At 73.5% G+C, this 23,764-nt stretch carries 20 protein-coding genes and 1 pseudogene; 9 read left to right on the top strand and 12 right to left on the bottom strand.

The annotated features are described in order from the left end of the window. Positions 1–48: 48 nt before the first annotated feature. The 8 genes from ACIA6C_RS26440 to hutU all read right to left on the bottom strand — a co-directional run bounded on the left by ACIA6C_RS26440 (position 49) and on the right by hutU (position 9,892). Positions 49–1,383 carry a hypothetical protein gene (locus ACIA6C_RS26440; RefSeq protein WP_399279452.1) on the bottom strand — a complete coding sequence of 445 codons (1,335 nt, stop codon included), beginning with the start codon at positions 1,381–1,383 and terminating at the stop codon, positions 49–51. Next, entirely contained in the window at positions 1,380–2,462 is a 1,083-nt protein-coding gene (locus ACIA6C_RS26435; RefSeq protein WP_399279450.1) for a hypothetical protein, read from the bottom strand. Before ACIA6C_RS26435 ends, ACIA6C_RS26440 begins: the two co-directional genes overlap by 4 nt. Continuing rightward, on the bottom strand, positions 2,459–3,541 hold the full coding sequence (locus tag ACIA6C_RS26430; RefSeq protein ID WP_399279448.1) for a hypothetical protein: 1,083 nt from the start codon (positions 3,539–3,541) through the stop codon (positions 2,459–2,461). The genes ACIA6C_RS26435 and ACIA6C_RS26430 overlap by 4 nt, the downstream gene beginning before the upstream one ends. A 17-nt stretch (positions 3,542–3,558) precedes the next feature. After that, positions 3,559–4,245 carry an LPXTG cell wall anchor domain-containing protein gene (locus tag ACIA6C_RS26425; protein ID WP_399279446.1) on the bottom strand — a complete coding sequence of 229 codons (687 nt, stop codon included), beginning with the start codon at positions 4,243–4,245 and terminating at the stop codon, positions 3,559–3,561. A 172-nt stretch (positions 4,246–4,417) separates the two neighbouring features. Beyond that, positions 4,418–5,593 carry an imidazolonepropionase gene (hutI, locus tag ACIA6C_RS26420; RefSeq protein ID WP_399279444.1) on the bottom strand — a complete coding sequence of 392 codons (1,176 nt, stop codon included), beginning with the start codon at positions 5,591–5,593 and terminating at the stop codon, positions 4,418–4,420. Between the two features lie 17 nt (positions 5,594–5,610). Further along, positions 5,611–6,951: a formimidoylglutamate deiminase gene (locus ACIA6C_RS26415; protein ID WP_399279442.1), complete on the bottom strand. Its 1,341-nt coding sequence runs from the start codon at positions 6,949–6,951 to the stop codon at positions 5,611–5,613. Then, positions 6,942–8,132: an allantoate amidohydrolase gene (locus ACIA6C_RS26410; protein ID WP_399279542.1), complete on the bottom strand. Its 1,191-nt coding sequence runs from the start codon at positions 8,130–8,132 to the stop codon at positions 6,942–6,944. The genes ACIA6C_RS26415 and ACIA6C_RS26410 overlap by 10 nt, the downstream gene beginning before the upstream one ends. Positions 8,133–8,209: 77 nt before the next feature. Next, positions 8,210–9,892, bottom strand: a complete 1,683-nt coding sequence (hutU, locus tag ACIA6C_RS26405) for a urocanate hydratase (protein ID WP_399279440.1) — start codon at positions 9,890–9,892, stop codon at positions 8,210–8,212. 103 nt (positions 9,893–9,995) lie between these two features. Here hutU and ACIA6C_RS26400 point away from each other — a divergent pair, with 103 nt between their 5' ends. Beyond that, on the top strand, positions 9,996–11,396 hold the full coding sequence (locus ACIA6C_RS26400) for a diaminopimelate decarboxylase (RefSeq protein ID WP_399279438.1): 1,401 nt from the start codon (positions 9,996–9,998) through the stop codon (positions 11,394–11,396). A 51-nt stretch (positions 11,397–11,447) separates the two neighbouring features. Here ACIA6C_RS26400 and ACIA6C_RS26395 read toward each other — a convergent pair whose 3' ends face one another. After that, positions 11,448–12,290 carry a MurR/RpiR family transcriptional regulator gene (locus ACIA6C_RS26395; RefSeq protein WP_399279436.1) on the bottom strand — a complete coding sequence of 281 codons (843 nt, stop codon included), beginning with the start codon at positions 12,288–12,290 and terminating at the stop codon, positions 11,448–11,450. Between the two features lie 164 nt (positions 12,291–12,454). Between ACIA6C_RS26395 and ACIA6C_RS26390 the strand changes: the two genes are divergently transcribed. Continuing rightward, a complete protein-coding gene (locus ACIA6C_RS26390; protein ID WP_399279434.1) occupies positions 12,455–12,841 on the top strand; it encodes a hypothetical protein in 387 nt (128 codons plus the stop codon). A gap of 395 nt (positions 12,842–13,236) precedes the next feature. On the opposite strand, the gene ACIA6C_RS26385 is transcribed toward ACIA6C_RS26390, so the two are convergent. After that, positions 13,237–14,622, bottom strand: a complete 1,386-nt coding sequence (locus tag ACIA6C_RS26385) for a cystathionine beta-synthase (protein ID WP_366081262.1) — start codon at positions 14,620–14,622, stop codon at positions 13,237–13,239. 131 nt (positions 14,623–14,753) lie between these two features. On the opposite strand from ACIA6C_RS26385, the gene ACIA6C_RS26380 reads away from it, so the two are divergent. The 3 genes from ACIA6C_RS26380 to ACIA6C_RS26370 all read left to right on the top strand — a co-directional run bounded on the left by ACIA6C_RS26380 (position 14,754) and on the right by ACIA6C_RS26370 (position 18,652). Next, on the top strand, positions 14,754–15,890 hold the full coding sequence (locus ACIA6C_RS26380) for an SGNH/GDSL hydrolase family protein (RefSeq protein WP_399279432.1): 1,137 nt from the start codon (positions 14,754–14,756) through the stop codon (positions 15,888–15,890). 199 nt (positions 15,891–16,089) lie between these two features. Beyond that, positions 16,090–17,310: an acetyl-CoA C-acetyltransferase gene (locus ACIA6C_RS26375; RefSeq protein ID WP_361137123.1), complete on the top strand. Its 1,221-nt coding sequence runs from the start codon at positions 16,090–16,092 to the stop codon at positions 17,308–17,310. A 508-nt stretch (positions 17,311–17,818) separates the two neighbouring features. Continuing rightward, positions 17,819–18,652 carry a hypothetical protein gene (locus tag ACIA6C_RS26370; protein WP_361137253.1) on the top strand — a complete coding sequence of 278 codons (834 nt, stop codon included), beginning with the start codon at positions 17,819–17,821 and terminating at the stop codon, positions 18,650–18,652. Here ACIA6C_RS26370 and ACIA6C_RS26365 read toward each other — a convergent pair. After that, a complete protein-coding gene (locus ACIA6C_RS26365) occupies positions 18,636–18,995 on the bottom strand; it encodes a hypothetical protein (protein WP_399279430.1) in 360 nt (119 codons plus the stop codon). The genes ACIA6C_RS26370 and ACIA6C_RS26365 overlap by 17 nt on opposite strands. A gap of 98 nt (positions 18,996–19,093) precedes the next feature. Here ACIA6C_RS26365 and ACIA6C_RS26360 point away from each other — a divergent pair, with 98 nt between their 5' ends. Continuing rightward, positions 19,094–19,324: a DUF4287 domain-containing protein gene (locus ACIA6C_RS26360; RefSeq protein WP_136213617.1), complete on the top strand. Its 231-nt coding sequence runs from the start codon at positions 19,094–19,096 to the stop codon at positions 19,322–19,324. 184 nt (positions 19,325–19,508) lie between these two features. On the opposite strand, the gene ACIA6C_RS26355 is transcribed toward ACIA6C_RS26360, so the two are convergent. Beyond that, a complete protein-coding gene (locus ACIA6C_RS26355) occupies positions 19,509–20,357 on the bottom strand; it encodes a Bax inhibitor-1/YccA family protein (RefSeq protein ID WP_361137127.1) in 849 nt (282 codons plus the stop codon). 168 nt (positions 20,358–20,525) lie between these two features. Here ACIA6C_RS26355 and ACIA6C_RS26350 point away from each other — a divergent pair. From ACIA6C_RS26350 to ACIA6C_RS26340, 3 genes and pseudogenes are all read left to right on the top strand, one after another. Then, positions 20,526–20,816, top strand: a pseudogene (locus ACIA6C_RS26350) (hypothetical protein); the annotation flags it as partial. Positions 20,817–20,993: 177 nt separating this feature from the next. Next, positions 20,994–22,349: a type VII secretion integral membrane protein EccD gene (eccD, locus tag ACIA6C_RS26345; RefSeq protein WP_399279428.1), complete on the top strand. Its 1,356-nt coding sequence runs from the start codon at positions 20,994–20,996 to the stop codon at positions 22,347–22,349. Between the two features lie 61 nt (positions 22,350–22,410). After that, positions 22,411–23,751, top strand: coding sequence for a MinD/ParA family protein (locus ACIA6C_RS26340; protein WP_399279426.1), 1,341 nt, complete (start codon positions 22,411–22,413; stop codon positions 23,749–23,751). Positions 23,752–23,764: the final 13 nt, after the last annotated feature.

The raw sequence follows: 23,764 nt of genomic DNA, 5'->3' as shown, positions 1-23,764 counted from the left end.
CTTCCGGTGTGACGGGCCGTTTCCGTTGCGGCGCCTCGCGGTGGAGTTTCAGCGGTCTGCGCGCAGGCGGCGCCAGGGGGTGAAGGTGAAGACCGCCGCGCCGAGCAGGACGACGGTGCCGGCGACCAGGCCGAGGGCCTTGAGGCCGCCCCCGTCCTCCGCGCCGGTCTCGGCGAGGCCGCCCGAGGCGGCGGACCCGCTGGTGGTGCTGCCGGTGGTGGAGGGCGAGCCGGATCCGCCGGGCTGGGCGGTGGTGTCCAGCTCCAGCGAGACGCCGCTGCTGGTGGCCTTGCAGGGGACGTTGATCGGCGTGGCGCCGGGGGCCATCGTGACGTCGATCGTCAGCTGGTCCGGGCTGAGCGTCACCTTGCCGGACTTGCCGGGCTTGTAGGTACCGGTCATGTCGCTGAGACTGACCGGGGCCTTGTCCGGGATCGGCTCCGCGTTGGCCGGGCCGGTGACCTTGACCGTACCGCTGTCGGCGCCGCCGAGCTTGATGTCCATCGAGGGCTTGAGGGCGCCCGCCGGGAGGGCCATGGGGCTGGCCATCGCGCCCTTGGCGGTCTTGACGGTGAGGTCGTAGCCGCTGCCGTTCTTCTTCGCGTTGATGGTGACCGGGGTCTTGATACCGCCGGGGACGACGGCCCCGCAGTCGAAGGCGACCTCGACGGGCTTGCCGGGGAAGTCGGTCTGGCCGCCGGCGCCACCGGTGGTCGAGCCGCCGGTGCTGCCCGTGGTGGAGCCGCCGGTCGTGCCGCCGGTCGTGGTGCCGCCGGTGCCGCCCGTGGTGGAGCCGCCGGTCGTGGTGCCGCCGGTGCCTCCTGTGGTCGAGCCGCCGGTGGTGCCGCCGCCCTCGGTGACCTTGATGGTGGCGCCGACCCCGGCCGCCTCCTGCGGGGAGCACTTCGTGACGAAGCCGCTGAAGTCCACGTCGTACTTGCCCGGCGTGATGGTGACGTCACCCGCCTTGGTCAGCTTGACCTTGCCCTTCATGTCGGACATGACCATGGGGGCCTTCTTCGGGATGGGCGGGTTCTTCCGCTCCCCCTCCAGCTTGACCTCCGAGCTGAGCGCACCGCCGAGCGTGACGTATCCGGTGGGCTTGACGGTGTCCTTGCCCAGGTCCATGAGGTCGGTGTTGTTCGACGCCGGTTTGACGGTCTTCCAGACCACCTCGACCTCGTCGCCGACCTTCGCGGTGGCGGGCGCGGTGATGGAGACGGTGGTGGTGCCCTGGACCGGGCCGCCACCGCCCGCGGGCGGGATGCACTCCACCTTGTAGGAGACGTCGGCCGCCTGGGCGGGGGCGGCCGCCAGCAGGATGCCCGCGCCGCCGAACAGCAGCGCGACCGCGGCCGCGCTCACCCTCCGTTGGGTCTTCACGAATGTCCCTTCGTCGTCGGACTGTTCTCGGACGGTGCGGATGTCTGCGGTGTACGTGGTGCGGGTGGTGACGGTGATGCGGGTGGTGCGTCTGTTTCCGGCGCGGTGTCCGGGGTGAACCACGGCAGTACCGCCGTGGGGGCTTCGGAGGCGACCGCCGGGGCGGCCGGGACGGGACGCGGGGCCGGGGCGCCGCGCGGGCGGACCCGGTCGACGACGGCCATGCCGATGCGGAAGACGGCCGTCGGGATCACCACCAGCAGCAGGGCCCAGAACAGCAGCACCCCGTACGGGCGCCCCACGCCCCAGGGCTGCGTGGCCACCACCTTGTCCCCGTACTTGAGCGAGACGGTGTAGTCCCCGTGCGCACCCGCGGCCAGGCTCACGTCCAGCCGGACCTCCGCCTTTCCGCCGGGCGCGATGGTGCCCTTCCAGCGGGCCTCCTCCCACAGGGGCGCGTACACCCCGTGCGAGGTGCCGAGTTGGAAGACCGGGTCCTTGACCGGGGCGGAGCCGAGGTTGCCGACGGTGACCGTGAACTTCCGCGTGGGCGGGGCCCCGAACCAGGTCAGCACCCCGTCGTCGCCCTCCAGCCGGACCCCGGTGAGCAGTGCGAGGCGGCCCGTGCCGGACTCGGCGGGCAGCTCGGCCACGGGGTGGTCGGTGATCTTGATCGGGAGGGCGATGGTGGACTGGTCCCCGTTGACGGAGGTCACGTTCACCACGCAGGGGCACGGCTTGGGCGGTCCCACGACGGGGAGCCGCGCGGTGAAGTGCCCGTCGTCGCCGACCGCGACGGCGACCCCGTCGGCGTTGGCGCAGCTGTTGGTGCCGCCGATCATGTTCTGTCCGCAGACCAGCAGCATCACCAGCGTCCCGGCCCGCCAGCCGGTACCGGTGACGGTGAGGCCGGCGCCCTTGGCGGCCTCCTGGAGGGAGAGCGCGGCCGTGGGCGTGCCGTCGGCGGCCGGGGCGGCTGAGGCGGCCGACGGCAGCAGCGCCAGGACGCACACCGCCAGGCCCGCCGTGAGCAGGGCCGTGATCCGCGCGCGGGCCGTCCCGCCGGAGTCGGCGCTCACCTGGACGCTCCCGTCAACTGTCGGCTCCGCTCGTTCGGCAGGGGTTGCGGTGCGGGGTCCTCGCGGAGGTCGCGGACCCTGCGGGCGCGCCGGGCGCGTACGAGGAGCAGGGCGGCCGCGGTGGCCCCGCCGAGGGCGAGGAGGCCGAGGCCGGCCCGGGCGGCGGTGGAACGCGGCAGGCACCACGCGGAGGCGGCGGCCGTGGCCCGGGCGGCCCCGGGGGCGGTGACGGTGAGCGTGAGGCGCACGCGGCCGAACTGCGGGGCTCCGGGCCAGGGCTCGGTCAGCCGGACCCGCCGGCCGGGCAGCAGTTCCACCGGCAGGGCGTGCGGGGCGCGCCCGGGGACCTCGCCGAAGCTGCCGTCGGCGCGGACCGCGAGGGTGGGGGCGAGGGCGACGTTGCCGCGGTTGACCAGGGTGTACGCGATGACCTCCGCCCCGGCTTCGTCCCGTACGGCGACGTCCTCGACGGTGAGGGCCGCCACGGCCGGACCGCCGACGCGCAGGTTGACCCGTACGGCCACCTCGCGGCCGGCTTCGGCGGCTCGGCCGGCTTGGCTCGATGCGCCGGCTTCGGCGGCTTCGGCGGCTTCGGTGGCGACCAGCGCGGCCGGGTGGTCGCCGGGCGCGGAGCCGGGCGGCAGGGTGACGGTGAAGGGCACCACCGCGCGGGTACGGGCGGGGAGCCGGACCGTCGCGCCCCGGCCGAAGCTGATCCAGGAGCCGGCGCCGGGGACGGCGCCGCCCTCCGCGCCGGGTTTCGCCGCGGGGCGTACGGCGAGGGCCCCGGCGGCGGTGTCGTAGGCGTCGGCCCCGCGCAGCGTGACGGTGTGTTCCCGGTCGGTGGGGTTGGCCAGCGCGAGGCTGTCCTCCAGCACCGTGCCGGGGGCGCCGGCGAGGTAGAAGTACGGGCGTACGGCGGCGCCCGCGCGGCCCGCGGCCGGCTCGGCGGTCCAACCGGGGCCGTCGGCGGCGTGGGCGGCCTTCGCGGGCACCCCGCCGAGCAGCGCGGTCACCGCCAGGAGGGCGAGGCCGAGCCGCCTGGGGACGCGGCGCCGGGGCGCGTGGGGCAGGGGCATGGGCGGGGCCGCCCCGTTCAGGGCCGGGTCCGCTGGACCGGCCGGCCGCGCCGGGTCAGCCAGAGCACCCCGGCCGCGCCGGAGAGCAGCACGGTGGCGCCCAGGGTGCCGAGCGCGAGGGCGGAGTCGGCGGGGCCGGTCTGCGGGAGGGTGTCGGGGGCGTCCTGGGCCCCGCCTGCGGCCGTCACGTCGAGTTCCAGGGACGGCTTGGGGCTGTTGCCGGGCGTGCAGGTGGTGGTGGTGCCCATCGCCTTGATGGTGAGCACACCGGCGGTGAAGGTGACCTTGCCGCTCTTCTTCGGGGTGTAGGTGCCCGAGAGGTCGGAGATCTTGATGGGGGTGTCGGCGGGTACCGCCTCGCTGTTGGCGGGACCGGTGACGGGCACCGACACCTTCTCGGCGCCGTCGGTCTGCAGGACGGCGCTGGGGTTCATCGCCCCCTTGCCGAGTTCGATGGGGCTGGAGGAGACGCCCTTCTGGAAGGACATCGTCAACTTGTAGGCGTCCCCGTCCTTGACGGCCTTGACGTCGATGGGCGAGACAGCCGACTTGTCCCCGATGGGGGTCTGGCAGTTGTACGCGACGTCGACCACGTCGGCGTGGGCCGCGGGGGCGGCCGCCAGCAGGGCGGCCGCGGACCCGGCCACCGCGCAGAGCAGGGCGGGGACCGGTACGGGCATGGTGGAGCGTTTCCGGTTGGACACCTTCGTCTTCCCCTCGGACCACAAGTTACTGACGGCACATCAGATCGGTGGCTCAAGGTACGCCCGGGGCCTTATGGAGGGAAGACAAAGGACGAGGGTGTTCCGGCGGGGCGCCGCACCGGTTCCGGGGCGGTGCGGCGCCCGCCTCCCGGGCGGTTCGGCGCCCCGTCCCTCAGGCGGCGCGGACGCCCCGCTGCCAGACGGCGGAGACCAGCGGGACGCCGGGCCGGTAGGCGAGGTGGACGTGGCTGGGGGCTTCCAGCAGGGCCAGGTCGGCGCGGGCGCCGGGGGTCAGGACCCCGATGTCGGTGCGGCGCAGGGCGCGGGCGCCGCCGGCGGTGGCCGACCAGAGGGCCTCGTCGGGGGTCATCTTCATGTCCCGGACGGCGAGGGCGATGCAGAACGGCATGGAACTCGTGTACGAGGACCCGGGGTTGCAGTCGGTGGACAGGGCGACGGTGGCGCCCGCGTCGAGGAGCCGACGGGCGTCTGGCCACTGGGCGCGGGTGGAGAACTCGGCGCCGGGGAGCAGGGTCGCGACGGTGCTGGTGCTCTGTGCGAGGGCGTCGACGTCCGCGTCGGTGAGGTGGGTGCAGTGGTCGGCGGAGGCGGCTTCGAGCTCGACGGCGAGCTGGACGCCGGGGCCGTGGGAGAGCTGGTTGGCGTGGATGCGCGGGATGAGCCCGGCGGCGGCACCGGCGGTGAGGATCGCGCGGGCCTGGTCGCCGTCGAAGGCACCCTTCTCGCAGAAGACGTCCACCCACCGGGCGTGCGGGGCGCAGGCCGTGAGCATGTCGCCCGTGACGAGGTCGACGTAGGCCGCGGGGTCGTCGGCGTAGTCCGGGGAGACGATGTGCGCGCCGAGGTAGGTGACCTCCTCGGTGTGCGCGGCGGCGATGCGCAGGGCGCGGGCCTCGTCCTCGACGGTGAGGCCGTAGCCGGACTTGGTCTCGAAGGTGGTGGTGCCCTGGCGGCGGGCCTCGTCGAGGTGGCGCAGCAGGTTGGCTTCGAGGGCGGCGTCGGTGGCGGCGCGGGTCGCGGCGACGGTGGTGCGGATGCCGCCCGCCGAGTAGGCGCGGCCCGACATCCGGGCGTTGAACTCGGCGGTGCGGTCGCCCGCGAAGACGAGGTGGGAGTGGGAGTCGACGAAGCCGGGGATCACGGCCCGGCCGGCGGCGTCGAAGGCGTTGTCGGTGGCGGGTGCTTTGCTGGATTCACCGACCCAGGCGATGCGGTCGCCGTCGATGACGACCGCCGCGTCCGGGATCAGTCCGAGGGGGGAAGCGTCACCGAGGGAGGGGTCGTTCGTGACCAGGTTGGCGATGTTGGTGATGACCGTGGTGCTCATGGTGTTCAGGGGCTCCTTCAGCCGCGTACGGCCGCGATCGACTCGGCGAGGGCTGCGGGGACGTCCGGGACCAGGGTGTGCACCCCGTCCCGTACGAGGTGACGGCCGCCCACGACCGTGTGGCGCACGTCCGCCGCGGAGGCGGCGAATACGGCCGTCTCGGCGCCCAGTCGGGGCAGCGGCCCCGCGGTCCTGACGGAGTCCAGGGCGATCGTGGTGAAGTCGGCGAGGGCGCCCCTCTCCAGGCGGCCCGCATCGGGGAGGCCGAGGGCGGCGTGGCCGTCGGCGGTGGCCGCGGTGAGCAGGGCGTTCGCCGTCCAGTGGCCGCGGGTGCGGCTGCTGAGGCGCTCGTTCAGCTCCATCGCCCGGGCCTCTTCCAGCAGGTCGATCACCGCGTGGCTGTCGCTGCCGAGGGAGAGGGGGCTGCCCGCCTGCTGGAGCTGGCGGGCGGGGCCGATGCCGTCGGCGAGGTCGCGTTCGGTGGTGGGGCACATGCAGGTGCCGGTGCCGGTGCCGCCCAGGAGGCCGATGTCCAGGTCGGTGAGGTGCGTGTTGTGGACGCCGGTGGTGCGGGACCCGAGCACTCCGTGTTCGGCGAGCAGCTCCGTGGGCGTGCAGCCGTGGGCGGCCTGGCAGGCCTCGTTCTCCGCCGTCTGCTCGGAGAGGTGGACGTGCAGCGGGGCCCGCTGTTCGTCGGCCCATCGGGCCACGGTGGCGAGCTGGCCGGCGGGTACGGCGCGGACCGAGTGGACGGCGGCGCCGATCAGGGCGTGCTCGCGGGGGCGCAGGGCGCTGACGCGCTCGGCCCAGGCGTCGGCGGTGCCGTCGGAGAAGCGGCGCTGGTGGGCGTTCGGCTCCTGGCCGAAGCCGGCGGAGAGGTAGGCGGTGTCCAGGAGGGTGATCCGGATCCCCGCCGCGGCCGCCGCCTCGATCAGGGCCTCGCCCATCGCGTTCGGGTCGGCGTAGGGGGTGCCGCCGGGTGCGTGGTGGAGGTAGTGGAACTCGCCGACGTTGGTGATGCCGGCCAGGGCCATCTCCGCGTACACCGCGCGGGCCAGGGCGAAGTACGTGTCGGGGGTGAGCTTCTGGGCGACCTCGTACATGAACTCGCGCCAGGTCCAGAAGGTGCCGCTGCCGACCTGGACGAGGGAGCGCAGCGCCCGGTGGAAGGCGTGGCTGTGGGCGTTGGCCAGGCCGGGGAGGGTGAGGCCCCGCAGGGCTTCCGCGCCGCGCGGCGGGGCGTGGACGCCGCCGGCCAGCCCGGCGATCCGGCCGTCCTCGGACACCTCCAGGGCGACGCCCGGCTCGACGTGGTTGCCGAGCCAGGCGTGTTCCAGCCAGTACGTCTTCAACGGCACGCGAGACCTTCCAGTACGTCGGCGAGGGCGAGGACTCCGGCGACGCAGTCGTCCTCGGCGGCGAACTCCCGCGGCGAGTGGGAGACGCCGGTGGGGTTGCGTACGAACAGCATCGCGGTCGGGACGGCGGCGGAGAGGATTCCGGCGTCGTGTCCGGCCCCGGTTCCGAGGACGGGGACGGCCCCGCCCAGGATCCGGTTCAGTTCGTCGCGCAGCGCGTGCTCGAACTCCACGACGGGGGTGAAGGACTCCCGGACCACGGCCAGGTCGATCCCGTCCTGCTCCGCGCGCTCGTGGGCGGCCTTCTCGATGGCGGTGACGACCGTGTCGAGGGTGGCCTGGTCGGTGGCGCGGGAGTCGAGCCAGCCCCGTACGAGTGAGGGGATGGCGTTGACCCCGTTGGGCTCGACCGCGATCTTGCCGAAGGTGGCCACGGCCCCGGCGAGCGCCGCCTCGGTGCGGGCGGCCAGGACGGTCGCCGCGTACGTGAGCATCGGGTCGCGCCGGTCCACGAGACGGGTGGTGCCGGCGTGGTTGGCCTCGCCGCGGAAGTCGAAGCGCCAGCGCCCGTGGGGCCAGATCGCGGAGGCGATGCCGACGCGGTCGCCGGACAGGTCCAGGGCCCGTCCCTGTTCGACGTGCAACTCGACGAAGGCGCCGATCCGGGCGAGGCGCTCGGGGTCGGCCCCGATCGCGTCGGGATCGTGTCCGGCGGCCTCCATCGCCCGGGGCAGGCTCACGCCGTCCCCGTCGCGGAGCTCGTACGCCTTCTCCTTGGTCAGCTGCCCCGCGGTGAGCCGGGAGCCGACGCAGGCGAGACCGAAGCGGGCCCCTTCCTCGTCGCCGAAGTTGGTGATGGCCAGCGGCCTGGAGAACTCCGCACCCCTGCCGCGGAGTTCGTCCAGGGCCGCGAAGGAGGACACCACGCCGAGGGGGCCGTCGAAGGCGCCGCCGTCGGGGACGGAGTCCAGGTGCGAGCCGGTGACGACGGCGTCCCCCGCGAGGGGGTCGCCGAGCCAGGCCCACTGGTTGCCGTTGCGGTCGGTCTCGTACGTGAGCCCGCGGGACAGGGCCTGCTCCCGGAACCAGGTCCGGCAGTCGGCGTCCGCGCCGGTCCACGCGTACCGGCGGTACCCGCCCGTGTCCGCGTTCCGGCCGATGGGGGCGAGTTCCTTCCACATGCTGTGGAAGGAGGGGGCGCCCCCGGGCGCCGCAGGGGCCGGGGCTCCGGCGGCGCCGTGGTCGGGGGTGTGCGAGGTCACGCGTCGCCCTCGCGCATCGGGACGCGCACGCCGCGCTCGTCCGCCACCGTCTCGGCGATGTCGTAGCCGGCGTCGACGTGGCGGATGACGCCCATGCCGGGGTCGTTGGTCAGGACGCGGCGGATCTTCTCGCCGGCGAGCTTCGTTCCGTCGGCGACGGAGACCTGGCCCGCGTGGATCGAGCGGCCCATGCCGACGCCGCCGCCGTGGTGGATGGAGACCCAGGAGGCGCCGGAGGCGACGTTGACCATGGCGTTGAGCAGCGGCCAGTCGGCGATCGCGTCGGAACCGTCGAGCATGGCCTCGGTCTCGCGGTACGGGGAGGCCACCGACCCGCAGTCGAGGTGGTCGCGGCCGATGGCGAGCGGGGCGGCCAGCTCACCGGAGGCGACCATGTCGTTGAAGCGCTCGCCGGCCTTGTCGCGCTCGCCGTAGCCGAGCCAGCAGATGCGTGCGGGCAGGCCCTGGAAGTGGACGCGCTCGCCGGCCATCTTGATCCAGCGGTGCAGGGACTCGTTCTCCGGGAAGAGTTCGAGCATCGCCTTGTCGGTCTTGTGGATGTCCGACGCCTCGCCGGACAGCGCCGCCCAGCGGAAGGGGCCCTTGCCCTCGCAGAACAGCGGCCGGATGTAGGCGGGGACGAAGCCGGGGAAGGCGAAGGCGCGCTCGTAGCCGGCCAGCTGGGCCTCGCCGCGGATGGAGTTGCCGTAGTCGAACACCTCGGCGCCGGCGTCCATGAAGCCGACCATGGCCTCGACGTGCTTGGCCATCGACTCGCGGGCGCGGGTGGTGAAGCCCGCCGGGTCCTTGGCCGCGTAGTCGGCCATGTCGTCGAAGGCGACGCCGGTCGGCAGGTAGGCGAGCGGGTCGTGGGCGGAGGTCTGGTCCGTCACGATGTCGATCGGGGCGCCCTCGGCGAGCATCTGCGGGAGCAGGTCCGCCGCGTTGCCGAGCAGGCCGATGGAGAGCGGCTTGCGGGCGTCGCGCGCCTCGACCGCGAGCTGGAGCGCGTGCCGCAGGTTGTCGGCCTTCACGTCCAGGTAGCGGTGCTCGATGCGGCGCTCGATGGCGCGCGGGTCGACGTCGATGCAGATCGCGACGCCGTCGTTCATCGTCACGGCGAGCGGCTGGGCGCCGCCCATGCCGCCGAGGCCGGCGGTGAGGGTGATGGTGCCGGCCAGGGTGCCGCCGACCCCTCCCTTGCCGATCGAATGCAGCTTCGCCGCGACGGCCGCGAAGGTCTCGTAGGTGCCCTGGAGGATGCCCTGCGTGCCGATGTAGATCCACGAACCGGCGGTCATCTGCCCGTACATGGTCAGGCCCAGGTGCTCCAGGCGGCGGAACTCCTCCCAGTTGGCCCAGTCGCCGACCAGGTTGGAGTTGGCGAGCAGGACGCGCGGCGCCCACTCGTGCGTCTGCATCACGCCGACCGGGCGGCCGGACTGGACGAGCATCGTCTCGTCCTGCTTCAAGGTGCGCAGGGTGCGGACCATCGCGTCGTACGAGCGCCAGTCGCGGGCGGCCTTGCCGGTGCCTCCGTAGACGACGAGCTTGTCGGGGTGCTCGGCGACCTCGGGGTCGAGGTTGTTCTGCAGCATCCGCAGGGCGGCTTCCTGCTGCCATCCCAGGGCGCTGAGCTCGGTGCCTCGCGCGGCACGTACGGGGCGGGGTCCTGACATGGCGGTGCCTCCTCCGATGTTGGTCAATCCATTCACATCCTCGCTGCATGAATAGATCCAGTCAACAGCTGCGGGCCACCGCGCCGGATGATGGGATGCGGTCATGGCTTGCGACAGCGCTTCCGAGACGACTCCCGCCGGCGCTTTCGACCGGTCGGCGCGCTCCGCCGCCCGGCGGCGCGACCTGGCCGTCAGAGCCGCCGTGGAACAGGGCCTGGTGGGCGGCGCGGAGGCGGCGGAGCCGCTGGTCTGCCTCCTGGACACCGCCGGGATCCGCGCCTCCGCCCAGGCCCTGAACAGCGCTTTCGCCTCGGTGCTCGCGCCGGGGACCCCCGTCCTGCACGCCTTCGCGGTGAAGGCCGCCCCGCTGGTCCCGGTACTGCGGCTGCTCGCCGACGAGGGGATCGGCTGCGAGGTGGCGAGCCCCGGGGAGCTGGCGCTGGCCCGGGCGGCCGGGGTGGCGCCGGAGGCCACCGTCCTGGACTCGCCCGCGAAGACGGTGGCGGAGCTCCGCCAGGCCCTCGCCCTCGGCATCGCCGTCAACGTGGACAACCGGCAGGAGCTGGAGCGGCTGGACGCCCTGGTGTCCGCGGGGCCGCCCCGCTCGCCGGTCGGCGTCCGGGTCAACCCGCAGACGGGCGCCGGCACGATCGACGCCCTCTCGACGGCGACCGCCACCTCCAAGTTCGGGGTCCCGCTGCGCGATGCGGGGGCCCGCGCCTGGCTGGTGGAGGCCTACCTGGCCCGGCCCTGGCTGACCCGGCTGCACGCCCACTCCGGGTCGCAGGGCGTGCCGTTGGCCCTGATCGCACAGGGCGTGCGGGAACTGCACGCGCTGGCGCAGGAGATCAACGCGGCCGCCGGCCGGCGCCAGGTCGACACCCTCGACATCGGCGGCGGCCTCCCGGTGAACTTCGCCTCGGACGCCACCGCCCCGACGTACGCCGAGTACGTGGCGGCGCTGCGGGAGGCCGTCCCCGCCCTGTTCGACGGGGGCTACGGCCTGGTCACCGAGTTCGGGCGGTCCCTGCTGGCCAAGCACGGGCTGATCCTGGCGCGGGTCGAGTACACGAAGGCGACGGGCGGCCGGCGCATCGCGGTGACCCACGCGGGGGTGCAATTGGCCACCCGCACGGTGTACGCCCCGGCGTCCTGGCCGCTGCGGATCCTCCCGTACGACATCAAGGGCGCCCCGCTGACCGGCCCGCCGCTGGCCCAGGACATCGCGGGCCCGGCGTGCTTCGCGGGAGACCTGCTGGCGACGGCCCGGGAGCTGCCGGAACTGTCGCCGGGCGACCTGATCGGGGTCCCGGACACGGGCGCCTACTTCTTCACCGCCCACTACGGCTACAACAGCCTGCCCCGCCCGGCCGTCCACGGCTTCACCCTGACCGCGCCCGGGGCCGCGCCGGGGGACGTCCGCTTCGCCTTGGTCCGGCCGGTCCAGCCCGTGACCTCGCTGGTCGAGGAGGCGGGAGGCGGGAGGCGGGACGCGCTGCTGTGAGGGGGCGGAGCCCGGGTCCGTGTCCGCGGCCCCGGAGCCTCCCCGGCCCCCTCACTCCACGAACAGCCCCCGCGACACCGCCCGCGCGTCGAACGCCTCCAGGCGGGACTGGGCGTCGGGGAGGGCGTCGGCCATCGCCTCCAGCAGGACGCGGCCCAGCAGCATCGGGGCGCAGGCGGTGTCGAAGGCCAGGCCCGTGCCCACCGGGGCCGGGATCAGCAGGTCCGAGTGGCGCGCCACCGGGGCGAAGGCCGAGTCGGCGACCGTCACCACGGTCAGCCCGGCCGCCCGGCCGTGCTCCAGTGCCTCGACCACCTCCCGGGGATGTCGGGGCAGCGCGAAGCACAGCATCGCCGACGCCCCGGCCGTCACCGCCGCGTCGATCCGGTCGGCGAGCATCGAACCGCCCTCGTCGAGCAGCCGTACGTCCGGGTGGACCTTCGCGGCGAAGTACGCGAAACCCCTGGCCTGCGAGGACGCCGCGCGCAGGCCGAGCACCGGCAGCGGGCGGGAACCGGCGAGCAGCCGGCCCGCCTCCTGGACGGGGGCGGGGTCGGCGAGCATGGCCGAGAGCCGGCGCAGGTTCTCGATCTCCCCTTGGACGGCCTGCTGGTACTCGTTGTACGGGTCCTCCCCGCCGCCCTCCGGCCGCTCGGCCGGGGCCACCTCGCGCAGGTGGCGGCGGAGCGCGGGGTACCCGTCGAAGCCGAGCGCCACCGCGAAACGGGTCACCGACGGCTGGCTGACCCCGGCCAGCTCCGCGAGCTCCACGCTCGACAGGAAGGGCACTTCCGCGGCCCCCCGCACCATGCAGTGCGCGATCCGTCGCTGGGTCGGCGTCAGCCGGTGTCCCTCGAACAGCTTCTGCAGCCTCGCGGCCGGGCTGTCGCTCATCCCGTCCCCTCCGTCCCCGTACCGGTGAATATTCAGTCACCGAGCACTCTGCATGTGGTTATGCAGGACGGCAAGCCGCGGGCCGCTCCGCGAGACGAGAGCCGGCGCGCGAGACGGGGGCTACCCCCAGTGCCGGGGAGCACGGAGGTCCCTACGGTGGGCGCATGGAGCGCCAGGAGCTGAAGAAGGAACTCGACGCGACGCTGGACGCGCGCCGGGAGCTGGGGCCGGAGTACGAGTCCGCGCTGGTGGACTCGTTCGTCGACAAGGTCCACACGCAGGTCAGACGCCGGCTGGCGGAGGACCGGATGGCGGCCGCCCGTGGCGACGACCCCGCCGGGCCCTCGGCGGACGGCGGCTTCGGCGAACGGTTCGGCTTCGCCGTCATCACGCTGGTACTGGCGGTTCCCCTGACGGCCATCGCCGCCGCCCAGGCCCACCTGCCGGGACTGCTCGTCGCCTGGGCGGGCATCGTGGCGGTGAACTTCGCCCATGCAGCGGGGCGACTGCCGCGCCGTGACCGACCCGGCCGGGGCGCCCCGTCGCACTGAGTCCCCGTGGACAGGGGTGTGCGCGGGAACCGCCGCACCCCCGGTTGCCCGGGGGGCGGGACGACGGCGGTCCCCGCGCGGGACACGGGCCGGGTCAGGGCCGTCCGCGTCCGTGGCGTTCACGCGGTCCGGGAGCCGCTCCGGAGGTACGCCAACGCCGTTCGGTGGTGTCGGCCGGGGCTCTTGCCGCTCCCCCGCCGACAACCACCACTGTGCCGGAGGCGTGTTAAGCCGGTGCTGCCGTCACGTGTCGGGCCCGTACCGTTTGGGCGACGGGCCGCACGAGGGGCATACCGACGGCCTAAAGCAGCGGCCGGACCGAAAGCCCGACCGGCCTCCCGGTCGTCACCCGGCGAACCGGCAACCGGCGCCCGGCCGTCACCCGGCGGACCGGCCTACTTGCCCGACTTCGCGAGGAACGCGAGCAGGTCCTGGCGGCTGACGACACCCGTGGGCTTGCCCTCCACCAGCACGATCGCCGCGTCCGCCTCGCCCAGTACCGCCATCAGCTCGGCCACCGGCTCGCCCGAGCCGACCTGCGGCAGCGGCGCGCTCATGTGCTTCTCCAGCGGGTCGCCCAGCGAGGCCCGCTGCCCGAACAGCGCCGCCAGCAGTTCCTTCTCGACGACGGAGCCGATGACCTCGGCCGCCATCACGTCCGGGTGACCGGCGCCCGGCTTGACGATCGGCATCTGCGAGACGCCGTACTCGCGCAGCACCTCGATGGCCTCGCCGACCGTCTCCTCGGGGTGCATGTGGACGAGGGACGGCATGGCGCCCTCCTTGTCCGCGAGCACGTCACCGATGCGCGCCGACGGTCCGGCCTCCTCCAGGAAGCCGTGGCCCGCCATCCACTCGTCGCTGAAGATCTTGCTCATGTAGCCGCGGCCGCTGTCGGGCAGCAGGACGACGACCACGTCGTCCGGGCCCAGGCCCTCGGCGGCCTTGAGCGCGGCGACGACCGCCATACCGCAGGAACCGCCGACCAGGAGGCCCTCCTCCTTGGCGAGGCGGCGCGTCATCTGGAAGGAGTCCTTGTCGGACACCGCGATGATCTCGTCGGTCACGTTGCGGTCGTAGGCGGTCGGCCAGAAGTCCTCGCCGACGCCCTCGACCAGGTACGGACGGCCGGAGCCGCCCGAGTAGACGGAGCCCTCGGGGTCGGCGCCGATGACCTTGACCTTGCCGCCGGACACCTCCTTGAGGTAGTTGCCGGTACCCGAGATCGTGCCGCCCGTGCCCACGCCGGCCACGAAGTGCGTGATCTTCCCGTCCGTCTGCTCCCACAGCTCGGGACCGGTGGTCTCGTAGTGCGAACGGGGGTTGTTCGGGTTGCTGTACTGGTCGGGCTTCCAGGCGCCCGGCGTCTCGCGCACGAGGCGGTCGGAGACGTTGTAGTACGAGTCCGGGTGCTCCGGATCGACGGCGGTCGGGCAGACGACCACGTCGGCGCCGTACGCGCGCAGCACGTTGATCTTGTCCAGGGACACCTTGTCAGGGCAGACGAAGATGCACTTGTAGCCCTTCTGCTGGGCCACGATGGCGAGTCCTACGCCGGTGTTGCCGCTGGTCGGCTCCACGATGGTGCCGCCGGGCTTGAGGGCACCGCTCTGCTCGGCGGCCTCGATCATCCGGACGGCGATCCGGTCCTTCACGGATCCACCGGGATTGAAGTACTCGACCTTCGCAAGGACGGTGGCCTGCAGGCCTTCGGTCACACGGTTGAGCTTCACCAGCGGGGTGTTGCCGACGAGGCTGATCATCGAGTCGTGGAATTGCACCATGTTCTCCAAGGAGGGGACTCCACGGGTTCTCCGGGAGGTCCGGCCAGAGTATGCGGAAAGGGATTGGCTGACCGGCTCTACGGGGCAGGAAGGTCATCGGGACCGGCAGGAAAGCGAGGTGCCCAAAGGTGTCCAGGGCGAGGACGGCCCGCCGGATCGCGGCGGGCGCGGCGTACGGAGGAGGCGGGCTCGGGCTGCTCGGAGTCGCCGCGGTGGGACTTGTACTGGCGGAGGTCCAGTTCGCCAAGCGCACGGTGGGCACCGGCCTGCCCGATCCGCCCCGCGCGGACGGGGTGTACGGGAGCGAGTTCGGTGGTCCCGAGCTTAGTCCCGGTCCGCTGCGGCTGGGCATGCTGGGCGACTCCACGGCCGCCGGTCTCGGGGTCCGGCGGGCGCGGCAGACGCCGGGCGCCCTGCTTGCCTCGGGCCTGGCGGCGGTGGCCGAGCGGCCGGTGGAGCTGCGCAACGTGGCCCTGTCGGGAGCGATGTCGGACGACCTCGACCGCCAGGTGGGGCTGCTGCTGGACGGCGACGCCCCGGCCCCGGACGTGTGCGTGATCATGATCGGTGCGAACGACGTGACCCGCCGGATGCCGCCCACCCAGTCGGTCCGCCTGCTGACCGCGGCGGTACGGAGGCTGCGGCTCTCGGGCTCGGAGGTCGTCGTCGGCACCTGCCCTGACCTGGGCACGATCGAACCGGTCTACCAGCCGCTGCGCATGCTGGCCCGCCGGGCCTCGCGCCAGCTGGCGGCCGCCCAGACGATCGGCGTGGTCGCCCTGGGCGGCCGTACGGTGTCGATGGGGGACCTGCTGGGGCCCGAGTTCGCGGCGAACCCGCGCGAGATGTTCGGCCCGGACTCCTACCACCCGTCGGCGGAGGGGTACGCGACCGCCGCCATGGCCGTCCTGCCGACCCTGTGCGCGGCGCTGGGCCTGTGGCCCGGATCGGACCGCCTCGACGTGTCCCGCGACGAGGACCTGCTGCCGGTGGCGGAGGCCGCCTCCGCGGCGGCGGGCGAGGCGGGCACGGAGGTCACCCCGGCCCGCGGCCCGTGGGCCCTGCTCAAGCACCGGCGGCGTCGGCGGGTCCCCGAGTCGGAGCCGATCGGCCAGCCGGCCGAGGCGGCGGAACCGGCGGAGGCGGGCGGTACGGGCGCAGCCGCCGGGCGTCTTGGAGCCACCGGGGCCACCGGGGCCACCGGGGCCACCGGGGCCACCGGGGCCACGGACAGCACGGACGACGCCCCGGTTTCCCGCCCCTGACGCGGGATTCCGGCCCCTGAGGCGGCCGCCCTCCCGCCGCCGGGCGGGACACCGGGGGCACCGCCGGCCGCCCGGCTCCCCCGCCGGCCGCGCCGGTGCGGTCCTCATCACACCGCGAGGCCGGTGACCTCGACGGTACGGGCCGGTAACTTCACATGCTGGTCCGGTACGAGCCGCAACGCACCCCCTTGGAGCCCCGATGCCCGAAGCAGTCATCGTTTCCACCGCCCGCTCGCCCATCGGGCGCGCCTTCAAGGGGTCCCTCAAGGACGTCCGCCCGGACGACCTGACCGCGACGATCATCCAGGCCGCCCTGGCGAAGGTCCCGGAGCTGGACCCGCGCGAGATCGACGACCTGATGCTGGGCTGCGGCCTCCCGGGCGGCGAGCAGGGCCACAACCTGGGCCGCATCGTGGCCGTGCAGATGGGCATGGACCACCTGCCGGGCTGCACGATCACCCGTTACTGTTCCTCGTCCCTCCAGACCTCCCGCATGGCCCTGCACGCCATCAAGGCGGGCGAAGGCGACGTGTTCATCTCGGCGGGCGTCGAGATGGTCTCCCGCTCCGTGAAGGGCTCCTCCGACGGCCTGCCGGACACCCACAACCCGCTGTTCGCCGACGCCGAGGCCCGCACCGCCTCCGTGGCGCAGAGCGAGGGCGCGTCCTGGCACGACCCGCGCGAGGACGGCCTGATCCCGGACGCGTACATCGCGATGGGTCAGACCGCCGAGAACCTGGCCCGGCTCAAGGGCGTGACCCGCCAGGACATGGACGAGTTCGGCGTGCGCTCGCAGAACCTGGCCGAGGAAGCCATCAAGAACGGGTTCTGGGCGCGCGAGATCACCCCGGTCACGACCCCGGACGGCACGGTCGTCTCCACGGACGACGGCCCACGCGCGGGCGTCACGCTGGAGGGCGTGCAGGGCCTCAAGCCCGTGTTCCGCCCCGACGGCCTGGTGACGGCCGGCAACTGCTGCCCCCTGAACGACGGCGCCGCCGCGCTGGTGATCATGAGCGACACGAAGGCGCGCGAGCTGGGCCTGACCCCGCTGGCCCGGATCGTCTCCACCGGCGTGACCGGCCTGTCCCCCGAGATCATGGGCCTGGGCCCGGTCGAGGCCTCCAAGCAGGCCCTCAAGCGGGCCGGCCTGACGGTCGGCGACATCGACCTCTTCGAGATCAACGAGGCGTTCGCCGCGCAGGTCATCCCGTCCTACCGGGACCTGGAGATCCCGCTGGAGAAGCTGAACGTCAACGGCGGGGCCATCGCCGTCGGTCACCCGTTCGGGATGACCGGCGCGCGCATCACCGGCACCCTGATCAACAGCCTCCAGTTCCACGACAAGCAGTTCGGCCTCGAAACGATGTGCGTGGGCGGCGGCCAGGGCATGGCCATGGTCATCGAGCGGCTGAGCTGAGCCGTAGCGGAGGGTAGGGACGCCCCGAGGCACGAGGGGCGCACCTGCCCGCAGCGGTGGCGAAGCACAGCGCGACCACAAAAACGAGCGGCTGAGCTGAGCCGTAGCGGAGGGTAGGGACGCCCCGAGGCACGAGGGGCACACCTGCCCGCAGCGGTGGCGAAGCACAGCGCGACCACAAAAACGAGCGGCTGAGCTGAGCCGTAGCGGAGGGTAGGAGCGCCCCGAGACAGGAGGGGCGCGCCCCGCGGTGCACCCCGGGGCACGGGGCGCGTGCGCCCGGTTTCCAACCCCGTCGCGGCCGACCTGTGACCGAATCTCCCCCAGGATGTGACCTATGTCCTGGGGGATCGGCATTTCCCCAGGTCAGGGACGTGCGTCAGACCTCCGGGGGACCTATGGCCTGTCCAATTCATGACGTAATGCACTGCATGCCATTCCCAGCACACGTCAAGCTGATGTAGGAAGTCGGGGGATCGAATCAACCAGGAGTTAGTCAGTGAGCGCCATGTCTCTTGCCCTGCTGCTGACCACGGCCGCTGCCACGGCCGTGGGCGCCGCTGCGCTGCACGCCGTACACGGTCTGCGTAAGCAGGTCACGGCCCTGCGCGGCGAGCTGGCGATGCCGGCCCACCCGCGCGGAGCGACCGTGCCGCACGCCCGCAGCGCCGTGGAGTCCCCCGCCGCCGAGATACGAGCCGCCGTCGCCGAAGCCCTCGCGGAGGAGCGGGAGCGGGAGCTGGCCGAAGCGCGGGCCTTCTGGGCCGCGCAGGAGGCCCGCGATGCCGCCGACGCCTCTCCCAGCTTCGCCGGGGAGGCCCCGACCTCGCTGCTGGGCGGGCTGCCCGGTCTCGGCGAGGACAGCCCGCTCTTCCTGCCCCGGCAGGCGGACCTGGTGGGCCTGGAGCCGGTCCTGGGCGAGGACCTCCTGGACGAGTACCCCGAGGACTCCGCCGAGCTGGCCGCGGCCCGCCGGCGTCACCCCTCGCACCCCGACTTCGTCCCCGTCCAGGCCCCGCACCCGGGCGTGGACCACGAGCGCACCGTCAGCCGCCTGGAGGAGCTCGCGGAGGCCCGTACGGCCCTCGCGGACGTCCGGCCGGGCCCGCTGGGCACGCTGGACGTGTACGTCTTCGCCGACGGCACCACGCTCTGCATGACCCCGGGGCACCGCGAGACCGCGGAGCGGCTGGCGGAGGCGCTGCGCTCGGGTACCGCGCCGGTCCTGCTGGGCGGCTCGGGGATCTCCGGCGCCTACGCCCTCACGTTCTCCTGCGGGGACTCCGAGGACCCGGACAGCAACGTCTACATCCTCGCGGACCGCGTCATCGCATCGCTCTGAGTTCTGCCTGCTCCACCAGCCGCACGGCCTCGTCCAGCATCTCGGACGGGGCCGTTCCGCTTTCCCCCTCGCGGATGCCGCGCAGCGCCTCGGCGAGGTCCTGGCCGGTGACGGCCACCTGGTCCCCGACCACGAAGACGCCCTCGTCCGGCACGACGCGCGCCGGAGCCGCCCCCTGCGGGTCCCGGACCCGGTCCTCCAGCCGCTGGGCCCGCAAGGCCAGTTCGCGGGCCAGTTCCAGCGCCTCGGCGGCGGCGCCACGCTGGAGCCGGCTCTGCGGGGCGGACCGCAGCCGGTCGGCGAAACGTTCGACGGCGGCGGTCAGGGGCGAAGTATCGAGCACCCGGCCGACCTTACGCGCCGCCCCGGCGCCATTGCCAACGGGCGAACGCTGAGGCACGGTGTCGTGAAGAGAACAAGGCGATACCTCCGGAGGCGCCCATGTCCGTAGAGTTCTCGGAGCAGACACACCGCAACATGATCGACAGAATCCCCCTGACCACCGGTCGTGAAGTGTCCGACTGGCTGCGCACCGTGGACGACGGCCCCTCCCTCGTCCGGTTCGAGGAGAAGGTCAGCTGGCTTCGCGGCGCGCACGACCTCTCGTACGGCCAGGCGAAGGCGATCATCCACGAGTACGACCTGCGCAGGGCCGCCCGCAGACTCGGCTGAGCCGCTGCCCCCGACAAGTCCCCCGACCGACCCCCATCCGTACCGCTTCGATCCGTACCACTCCACGACGCGGGAAGGCCCCGCGAGCGCACGCGCTCGCGGGGCCTTCCTCTGCCGGGTCTTCCGGGCCTGCCGGACCGCGCCGGGTCTTCCGGGGCTGCCGGACTGCCGGAACCGGCCGGATCTAGTCGTCGCCGGAGAGGATCTGGAACAGCCGCAGCAGCTCCAGGTAGATCCACACCAGGGTCAGGGTGAGGCCGAAGGCCGCCAGCCACGACTCCTCGCGCGGGGCGCCGTACGCGATGCCGTCCTCGACCTGCTTGAAGTCCATGGCGAGGAAGCACGCGCCGAGGATCACGCCGACGACACCGAACAGGATGCCGAGGCCGCCGCTGCGGAAGCCGAGGCCGTCGCCGCCCCCGAACAGGGAGAACAGCAGGTTCACGACCATGAGCAGCATGAAGCCCATGGCAGCGGCCATCACGAAGCCCGTGAAACGGCGCGTGACGCGGATCCAGCGCATCTTGTACGCGAACAGCACGGCCGCGAAGACGCACATGGTGCCCAGCACGGCCTGGATGACCACGCCCGCACCGATGTAGGTGCTGGTGGCCGAGCTGATGACACCGAGGAACACGCCCTCGAAGGCCGCGTACGCCAGGATCAGCGCGGGGACCGGGGTGCGCTTGAACGACTGGACGAGCGCCAGGACCATCGCGATGAGCGCGGCGCCGATGGCGATGCCGTACGACTTGTTGATGTTCGCCGGGTCGACGGGCAGCGCGATCCAGGAGATGACCGCGGTGAGCACCACGGTGCCGAGCGTCATGGCCGTACGGCTCACGACGTCGTCCATGGTCATCGCGTGGGTGCGCGCCGGCGCCTGCGGCATGCCGGTGACGGCGTCCGCGGCATAGGGGTTCGTCGCGTACGGGTTGGTCGCGGTCCCGGCCTGCTGCGCGTCAAAGCCCGCGTAGCCGCCGGTGTCGCGGCTGAACCCCCGTCGCGAGAAGACCGGGTTACTGCTCCTCATCTCACTCCTCCGTTGGCCGCGGGACGCGGCCGTCATGAACAAGAGTAATGCGTTAGCAAAGAAACCACCCTACTGCTGGAGGAGGATCTTAAGAGGGCCGCGCGTGTTCCAAGCTGATAAATGCTTTATGTTGCAGAGGCAAAACACGGGGGAGGCGGCGGACGGCACATGGCACGGGACTACGACAGCCAGTTGCTGGAGTCGGTGGCGGTACGCCGGCGCAGGATGCGCGACGCGCTGCTGTTCGGCGCGCAGCGGGCGCGGCGCACCGCGGACGAACGCCTCGGCAAGATGTTCGCGGGCATAGCCATCGCGGCCGTCCTGTGCGCGGGGTGCGTCGGATGGTCCTTCATCCAGGCCACGCTGGCGAAGCAGAAGGCCGAGCAGCAGAAGCAACAGCAACAGCAACAGAGCCAGATGCAGCAGTACGGGCAGACGCCCGGCCCGCCGCCCGGACCGGCGGGCTCGCCGGCCGCGTCGAAGGCCGTGGTCCCGCCCGCGTCGGGACACCCGTCCTCGAAATCGCCGAAGCCGTCGAAATCGCCGTCCTCGCCCGCCGTGAAGTCCCCCCGGCCGAGCGGCTCGTAGAAATTCCGTCCCCGAGGCCCGCGACACCGCGATGGTAGGTTCCTGCAAGTGGTGAGCACAGCAACGACTTCCCGAGCACAGCTGTCCCGGGTGACCCTGGTCGGCGAGCGGCGCCGGGCCGACATGGTCCTGCCTTCCGATACGCCGATCGGGCAGCTGCTCCCGGACATACTCCAGTTGCTCGACGACCGGGCCGCCTCGCGGCCGATGACGCGCCAACTGCTGACCTCGGACGGCTCCGCACTCCCGCAGGACAGCACCCTCGCTTCGGCCGGCATAGCCGACGGCGCGGTCCTACGGCTCGTCAGGATCCATTCGGCGCCGCCCGCCCCCGTCGTGCACGACGTGACCGACCTGGTGGCCGACGACCTCGACCTGCGGGCGTGGCGCTGGCGTCCCGCCGCCCGCAGGGGCAGCGCCGGGGTCGCGACCGTCGTCTTCACGATGACCGCCGCGCTGCTCGCCCGGCGCGAGGTCGCCCTCGGCTCCCTGGCCGCCGCCCTGCTGGCCGTCACGCTCGTGCTGCTCGCCGCCGGTGCGGTCGGCGCCCGGATCGGGCAGGGCAACCGGGGCCTCGCCACCGCGCTGCTGTTCGCCTCCGGCGGGCTCGGCGTGCTCACGGCGTGGACCGCCGCCGACGCCCACCACTGGCCCTGGGAACTGCGGCTCGCCGCCGTCGCGGGGGCACTGCTCGTGACGCTCGTCATGCTCGGCTACTTCTCCCCGCTCGGCCGTGGCGGGCTCATCGGTGCGGGGGCCGTCGCCGTCATCACCCTCGTGTGGGAGGCCGTCGCCGCCGTCCAGGGCGACCCGGCGCGGCTGGGCACGGTCATGGCCCTGTTCTCCGTACTGCTGCTCGGGCTGCTGCCGCGGCTCGCGCTGATGGCTTCCGGTCTGACCGCGCTGGACGACACGCGTTCCGGGGGGACCTCCGTCAGCCGCCACCAGGTGGGCAACGCGCTCGCCGCCACGCACCGCGGCCTCGCCCTCGCGACGGTCGCGACCGCCGTCTCGGCCGCCACCGCGGGCTGGCTGCTCACGCTGGCCGCGGAGCCGAACGTGTGGACCGTGGTGCTGCCGTCGCTCGTCGCGGTGGTGCTGCTGTCCCGGGCGCGGGCGTTCCCGCTGGTCGCCGAGGTCGTGGCGCTGCTGGCCGCGGCGGCGGTGCTGCTCGTACGCCTCGTGGTGCTGTGGATCGGGCACGGCGGCGGTACCGGGGCGATCGTCGTACTGTGCGTGGCCGCGCTGCTGCCGCTGCTCGGACTCGCCGTGCAGCCGCCCGAACACGTGCAGGTCCGGCTGCGGCGCACCGCCGACTTCGTGGAGTCGGTGGGGGTCGTGGGGCTGTTCCCGCTGGGTGTCGGGGTGTTCGGCATCTACGGGCAGCTGCTCGACAAGTTCTGAGTCAACTCGCAGGCGGCTCCGGGCGGGGCGGCAGGTCGGTACGAGAGGGGTAGGGGCAGGGATGCCGAGCGGAGAGAACTGGCAGGGCGATGTCCTGCGCGACCTGAGGGGCTGGGCCCAGCAGCCGCACCCCCAGGGGCAGGAGCCGGTCCGGCCGGACCCGCAGGCCGCGACCCCGGCCCCGAGCGCGGCGCCGGGCCCGGGCGCGGTCCCGGCGCAGGGCTCGACCCCCGCCCCGGCCCACGGGACTGTCCCGGCCCACGGCGCGGTCCCGGCCCACGGTGCAGTACCGGCCCCGGCCCCGGCCCACGGCGCGGCCCACGGCGCCGGAACCCCCGCGCCCGGCTACCCGGCCCAGGCGCCGCCCGGGCACGCCGCCGCCCCGCAGCCCCACGCCGCGCAGCCCCACGCCGCGCAGCCGCACGCCGCGTACGGGTACCCGCAGGGCGCCGCCGGAGAGGCCGCGGGCCGTCCGGGTCGCACGCTCGACTCCCGCCCCGCCGTCGACCCCGGCCTCGTCCGCGCGGGCCGCAAGCCCCGCAACGGCGAGCCCTTCGTGTCCCGTGCCGCCGCCGCGATCTGGCGAACCGTTTCCGCATCCGTCTCCCGCGAGGTCGCCGAAGCCTCCCGCACCGCGGAGCTGCTCCAGCAGCCCGTGACCACCGGCCGCCAGATCGCCGTCACCTCCATCCGCGGCGGCGCCGGCAAGTCCACGGTCGCCGCCCTGCTGGGCACGACGTACGCGCACTACCGCCAGGACCCGGTGCTCTTCGTCGAGGCCGACCCGGCCCTCGGCTCGCTGCCCATCCGGCTCGGCGCCGAGTCGCTGCGCTGGACCACCGGTGACCTCGCCGGGATCATCGAGCCGCAGATGTCGCTGCTCGACGTCACCGGCTACCTCGTCCAGCTCCGCGACAACGCCTGGCTGCTGCCCGGCAGCCAGGGCCAGATCGGCGCCATGCTCGACACCCGCTCCTACGAGCGGGCCATGGTCGCCCTGCGCCGCTACTTCGGCGTGACGGTCGTCGACTGCGAGACGCTGCCCGCCGAGGTCGCCCGCGTCGCGCTCTCCGCCTCCCAGGCCCGCGTCCTGGCCACCCCCGCCACCCTCGACGGCGTCGCCAGCACGTACGCGGTGCTCCAGTGGATGCAGGGCCTGCCCCCGCACGTGATCGCCGGCACGGTCGTCGTCCTCACCGAGCAGGCCCCGCACGCGGGCATCGACGTGGAGGAGGCGGTACGCACGCTGCGGACCACCGGCGCGAGCGTCCACGTCCTGCCGCACGACCGCCACCTGGCAGACGGGGGCGCCATCCGCAGCGACCTGCTCGCCCGGGCGACGAGGTCGGCCGCCACCCGGATCGCCGCGGACGCCTTCCAGCTCTCCCAGAAGCGCCACTGACGGACGACGACGG

The organism is Streptomyces sp. NPDC051578 (assembly GCF_044454045.1).
Taxonomy (GTDB): Bacteria; Actinomycetota; Actinomycetes; order Streptomycetales; family Streptomycetaceae; genus Streptomyces.
The sequence above is the reverse complement of the archived record's forward strand: the minus strand, read 5'-3'. Positions and strand labels throughout refer to the sequence as shown.